This is a genomic window from Saccharomonospora iraqiensis subsp. paurometabolica YIM 90007 (assembly GCF_000231035.2).
Lineage (GTDB): Bacteria > Actinomycetota > Actinomycetes > Mycobacteriales > Pseudonocardiaceae > Saccharomonospora > Saccharomonospora paurometabolica.
Map to the genome: position 1 here is coordinate 67,345 of NZ_KI912261.1, position 4,935 is coordinate 72,279.

At 64.8% G+C, this 4,935-nt stretch carries 6 protein-coding genes; 3 read left to right on the top strand and 3 right to left on the bottom strand.

The features are described from left to right. The coding region (locus tag SACPADRAFT_RS29410; RefSeq protein ID WP_084258576.1) for a transposase family protein at nt 1-599 on the bottom strand (599 nt) is incomplete at its 3' end. 123 nt (nt 600-722) lie between these two features. Between SACPADRAFT_RS29410 and SACPADRAFT_RS0222950 the strand changes: the two genes are divergently transcribed. Then, nucleotides 723-1,160, top strand: a complete 438-nt coding sequence (locus SACPADRAFT_RS0222950; RefSeq protein WP_007025931.1) for a hypothetical protein — start codon at nt 723-725, stop codon at nt 1,158-1,160. Further along, nucleotides 1,153-2,604 carry a P-loop ATPase, Sll1717 family gene (locus SACPADRAFT_RS29415; RefSeq protein ID WP_007025932.1) on the top strand — a complete coding sequence of 484 codons (1,452 nt, stop codon included), beginning with the start codon at nt 1,153-1,155 and terminating at the stop codon, nt 2,602-2,604. The genes SACPADRAFT_RS0222950 and SACPADRAFT_RS29415 overlap by 8 nt, the downstream gene beginning before the upstream one ends. Nucleotides 2,605-2,700: 96 nt before the next feature. Here SACPADRAFT_RS29415 and SACPADRAFT_RS0222965 read toward each other — a convergent pair whose 3' ends face one another. Both SACPADRAFT_RS0222965 and SACPADRAFT_RS33520 read right to left on the bottom strand, forming a co-directional pair. Then, complete coding sequence (locus SACPADRAFT_RS0222965) at nt 2,701-4,089, bottom strand: glycoside hydrolase family 10 protein (protein ID WP_007025933.1); 1,389 nt, start codon at nt 4,087-4,089, stop codon at nt 2,701-2,703. Between the two features lie 292 nt (nt 4,090-4,381). Then, nucleotides 4,382-4,627, bottom strand: coding sequence for an SCO4848 family membrane protein (locus tag SACPADRAFT_RS33520; protein WP_007025934.1), 246 nt, complete (start codon nt 4,625-4,627; stop codon nt 4,382-4,384). Between the two features lie 42 nt (nt 4,628-4,669). Between SACPADRAFT_RS33520 and SACPADRAFT_RS33525 the strand changes: the two genes are divergently transcribed. Further along, nucleotides 4,670-4,935: hypothetical protein (locus SACPADRAFT_RS33525; protein ID WP_007025935.1), on the top strand; the 266-nt coding region annotated here is incomplete at its 3' end.

The window sequence follows — 4,935 nt, forward strand, 5'->3', positions numbered from 1 at the left end:
TCGCGTGGTCTGCGGCGGTGTGGGAGGTCGACGTTGACGCCCGCGCCGCGGTAGGCGCTGTCGGCGACGACCCGGATCCCGGCGGTGGTCAGGGCCTCGATGAGGCCGTGCTCGCGGGCCGCGCCCATGTCGTGCCGGGCGCCGGGCAGTGCGGGCGAGGCCCAGATCAACCGCCCGGCCGGGTCGGCGAGGACCTGCACGTTCACGCCGTGTCTTTTGTGTTTTCCGGAGTAGTACGGGCGGTCCCGGCCCGTGGCCATTCCGACCCGGTCGATGCGCAGCAGCGTGCCGTCGAGGATGACGAAGGCCTTGCGCGCGGCGACTGCGATCGCCTCGGTGATCCCGATCGCGCGGGCGGCCAAGACGCCCAGGGCTTCGCGGATATAGCGGAACACCGTGGTGACACCGATCGCGAACCCGGCCGCCAGGTCTGCATAGGTCTCGCCTTTGCGCAGGTAAGCCAGCACCAACAAGGCCTGCCGACCCGCCTCCAGGCGCCGCCACCGAGTCCCGCGTACCCGCCGTTCGTGCCGCAACGCCTCGACCAGCATGTTCAACGCACGACTGGACACCGACATCCCCGACGGGTAAGAAAGCACCTCGAAGCTCCTGGTAGCCACAGAGTTGATCTAGACAATCACTCGTCTACCAGGAGCTTCTCCTCTGTCCACACCCAGCCCCACCAGCGCTGAGGCTCTACCACGCCAAGTGGAAAACGTTCATTGACTCAGCTGAGCGACTTCAATCTTCTGTTCGCTAACGACAACCCACAGACTTGGCGAGGTTACCGATCGCTGTTCGAACAGTGGCGAACCCTGTATCCCGGAACGAAACTCGGTGAACGCCTGAAGATGGTTTCCGCGATGACACCGGAAACTTGGGCCCCGACCTACCTTCAGAGCTTCCGCGACAATGCTCAACATACCTTCGCTGAAACTCTCTACGAAGAGACCTCCGCTAGCGAGGTGACTTCCTTCAATTATGCTGTCGAGGATCTGGACGCTCCACACTCCCCGTTGTCGATACTTTTCCACAGCGACTTGGTCGCACTAGATCCGCAGAACCTACCGGACTGGCATTCCCGCCCCTTCGTCAAAGCAGCCTTCAGCGGATTTCTCGATGACGCGACCGCATTGATTGAGGCGATCACCGATGACTGAGCTCTCCATATCCGCATACCGCGAGTTACTCCGAACAAGCTTGCCTCAGGCCGCGGACGCGAACACCACGGAAATCCATACCAATACGTTGTTCACCGCGCCTCGCCATCGGCGCGCCCTAGAGCCGGACGTCACTGTGGTGCGTGGCGGCAGAGGCGTCGGTAAGACTGTTTGGTTCACTACGCTGCTGAGCGATGATCTCCGGGACCTCGCGGCGGACGAGTACCGCCTTCCCTCTTTGCGACGCATTCAGCCGTTACGCGGCTTCGGTGCTGAGAGAGACATCGACACGTACCCGAATCGGAACGTACTGGCCCAGTTACTTGCCGATGAGGTTCGTCTCAAAGACATCTGGAAGGCAGTTGCGCTACGAGCGTTCGACCATCCCGATATCGTCGCATTGCCAAACTGGAAGAAAAGGATCGACTGGGTCACAGAGAATGAGGAGGAGTCCGAGCGCGCCCTCCAGAAAGCGGACAGGGAAGCCACAGAGGAAGGGGTGACAAAACTCTTCCTCTTCGATGCTCTCGACCGACTGCACGAGGACCGACGCTCGGCGGACCGGTTAACCGGAAGTATCTTACAGTTCGCACTCGACCTGCGACTGGAGACACGCAACCTGAGAGCAAAAGTCTTCATCCGGGAGGATATGCTCGACAGTTCGGACAAGAATTTTCCGGACTCATCGAAACTCGAATCGAACGCAGTGGATCTGACTTGGACCCAAGTCGATCTGTACGGCTTGCTGTTTCAGCACCTCGGGAACGGCGAAGGTGATACGTCAAGAGATTTCAGATCTTCCACCGGAGACTGGCGCGAGAAGCCTGACAGATATGTTCCACCGGACAACCTCACGGCCGACGAGAAGGTGCAGCGCGAAGTATTCGCGCGATTGGCCGGAGATTACATGGGGCGTAACCACCGACGGGGTCGCACTTACCCGTGGCTACCCAATCACCTGGCCGACGGCCGAGGGCAGACGAGCCCACGGAGCTTCCTGGTTGCTCTACGGACAGCCACAGAAAACACGCTCAACAATTACGCAGACCATCATCATCCGCTGCACTGGGATGCTATCAGAGAAGGTGTTCAGCAGGCGTCACAGACACGTGTCTACGAGGTTCAAGAAGACCTACCCTGGGTGGCAGAGGCAATCAGCCCGCTGAGCGGCCTGCAGGTGCCCATCGAACGCGAGGAGGTGCTCCACCAATGGAGTGAGGCGGAGTTGAGCACTACCTTGCGCAACATGGTCGAAGACCCAACGGACGACGCGCAGACCCGAACCGGGCCCCGTTATCCCAATGATCACACGAAGCTTCTCGATGAGTTGGTCGCGTTGGGCATCATGACGCGGAGGCTGAACGGAAAGCTCGACCTCCCGGATGTTTTCCGGCTCGCGTTCGATATTGGTCGTAAGGGTGGAGTCCCGCGGGTTCGCACGTAAGGCTGTTCCAGCACGAGCGTTGGCCCGGCTCGTATCGCCTGAGCCGGGCCAACGTTCCGTATCGCGGCGGTAACGAGTACCGGTGATCGACGGTGATCAGGAGGCGGTGCAGGAGCCCAGGGTGGGTGCCGCCCAGTTGCCGTTCGCCATGACGGTGAAGCCGAAGCTGGTCTCCCCGCCGGCGGGCAGACCGCCGCTGTTCGACCGCATCGTCATGACGTCACCGCTGGAGTCCCAGCTCGGGTCGCCGTTCCAGGTCGCCGAGATCTCCTGCGGCGAGTGCACGGTGACGGTGGTGCTCCACGAGCCGATCGCCTCGTCGCCCGCGCGGACGGTGACCCGGCCGTTGAACCGGTCGCCCCACTGCTGGGTCTGTTCGTAGCTCACGGTGCAGGCGGCATCGCCGTCGTCACCGCCGCCACCACCTCCGCCGCCGGAGCCGCCGAGGGCCTCCAGCACGGCGTGGTAGGCGGGCTTGGCGTTGTAGTCGCCGTCGAACAGCAGCGGGGTGTCCTCCGAACGCCAGGAGTACTGGTCGGTCACCCCCCAGACCGTGATGCCGCTGCACGCGGACACGGCCAGGCATGCCTGGGTGACGCCGCTGTACTGCTGCGCCTGCGACTCACCGGAACCCGCGATGTCCAGCTCGGTGATCTGGACCTCCACCCCGAGGTCGGCGAAGTTCTGCAGGGTGGTGTGGTAGTTCTCCGGAACCGGGTTGCCGCTGTTGAAGTGCGCCTGGAAGCCGACGCAGTCGATCGGCACGCCCCGGCTGACGAAGTCGGCCACCATGTTGTACACGGCCTGAGTCTTCGCCGAGTCCCAGGCGTCGGTGTTGTAGTCGTTGTAGCAGAGCGTGGCGTTCGGATCGACCGAGCGCGCGGTGCGGAACGCCTCCTCGATCCAGCCGTTGCCGAGCCGGCGCTGGAACACCGAGTCGCGCCGGGCGCCGCTGCCGCCGTCCTGGAACGCCTCGTTGACCACGTCCCAGGAGCCGACCTGGCCCTGGTAATGCTCCATCACCGTGGTGATGTGGTTGTTCATCGCCGTCCGGAGCTCGTTGGTCCCGAGGTTCTCGACCCAGCCGGGCAACTGCGAGTGCCAGACCAGCGTGTGCCCGCGCAGGTCCATGCCCTGGCTGCGCGCGTGGTCGGCGATGCGGTCCGCGGTGGAGAAGTCGAAGTTCCCGCGGGAGGGCTGCAGGCTCTCCCACTTCATCGAGTTCTCGGCGGTGACGCTGTTGAACTCGCGGTTCAGCGTGGCCGTGTAGTCCGACTCGCCGAGCCGGCCCGCCGCGACCGCGGCGCCGAAGTAGCGGCCCTGCGACTCGGCGGCGTCGGCGAGCGTGGACTGCGCACTCGCCGTACCCGCCGTGACCACCAGGCCGCCCGCGGTCAACGCACCGACCGCGGCCGTCACGACGGCCGTCCTGATCCGGGACCCGACCCGCCGGGGGCCGGATCGCCGCTGGTGTGCCGTGCTCATTCTCGGAGTCCTTTCGTCGAGGACAGGGCGACGTCGCGGTGATGCGGGCGCACCGGCTCGGTGACGCTGTGCGGTGACCCGACAGCACCGGGCGACGACGGAGAGAAGTATGGCAACGGTCACACCGTCGGTCAACACCAAGTTTCCGAAAGTTTTCGGCCGTATGAAGCGTGGGACGAGTGGTTCACCTGCAACAACCGAGCTCAACGGGGATTCGACGCCGTCGGGCGCGGACTCCGGAGAGAGGTGTTTCGAAAGTTTCGGAAGTGGGGAGGGGTGAAGGAACGCCCGGTCAGGACTCCCCGCCGCCTCCGCGGGCGGCCCGCCACCCGCGCCAGCCGAGCACCCCGATGATCGTCCCGAGGACGAACGAGGTGACCGCCAGCAGCGCGTGGACGACGAAGTACGCCGTCGGGGAGCCGTCCGGGTTCCAGGCGTCGTCGCTGCCCCAGAGGTTCCGGGCGAAGGTGATCCAGATGATCCAGGACCACACACCGAACGCGAGCAGGAACAACGAGACCCGACGGGACAGACGCATAGCCCCAGTATCCACGCTGGACAGGCCCGTTAACCTGCTCGGGTGCGCAGAGCTGCCCCGGCCCGGACCGTCGCCGTCACCCTGATCATCGGCCTGCTGTCGAGTGTGTCCGCGTTCACCGGCGGTGCGGCCGCCCGGACCACCGCGCCGACGCCACCGGACCCCACCATGACGGACGGCGTGGCGAGCACCGCCGACGCGCCGCCCGGTCGGGACGACGGGTCGGTCCGGGGCGACGGGCCGGCGCAGGACGACGCCTCCGCACAGGACGACGCGGCGCCGGGGTGCCCGAACCGGACGTTGCCGCC

Coding starts and splice junctions, on each gene's coding strand:
- SACPADRAFT_RS29415 (WP_007025932.1), top strand. CDS start 1,153: ATGACTGAGCTCTCCATATCCGCATACCGCGAGTTACTCCGAACAAGC.
- SACPADRAFT_RS0222965 (WP_007025933.1), bottom strand. CDS start 4,089: ATGAGCACGGCACACCAGCGGCGATCCGGCCCCCGGCGGGTCGGGTCC.
- SACPADRAFT_RS33520 (WP_007025934.1), bottom strand. CDS start 4,627: ATGCGTCTGTCCCGTCGGGTCTCGTTGTTCCTGCTCGCGTTCGGTGTG.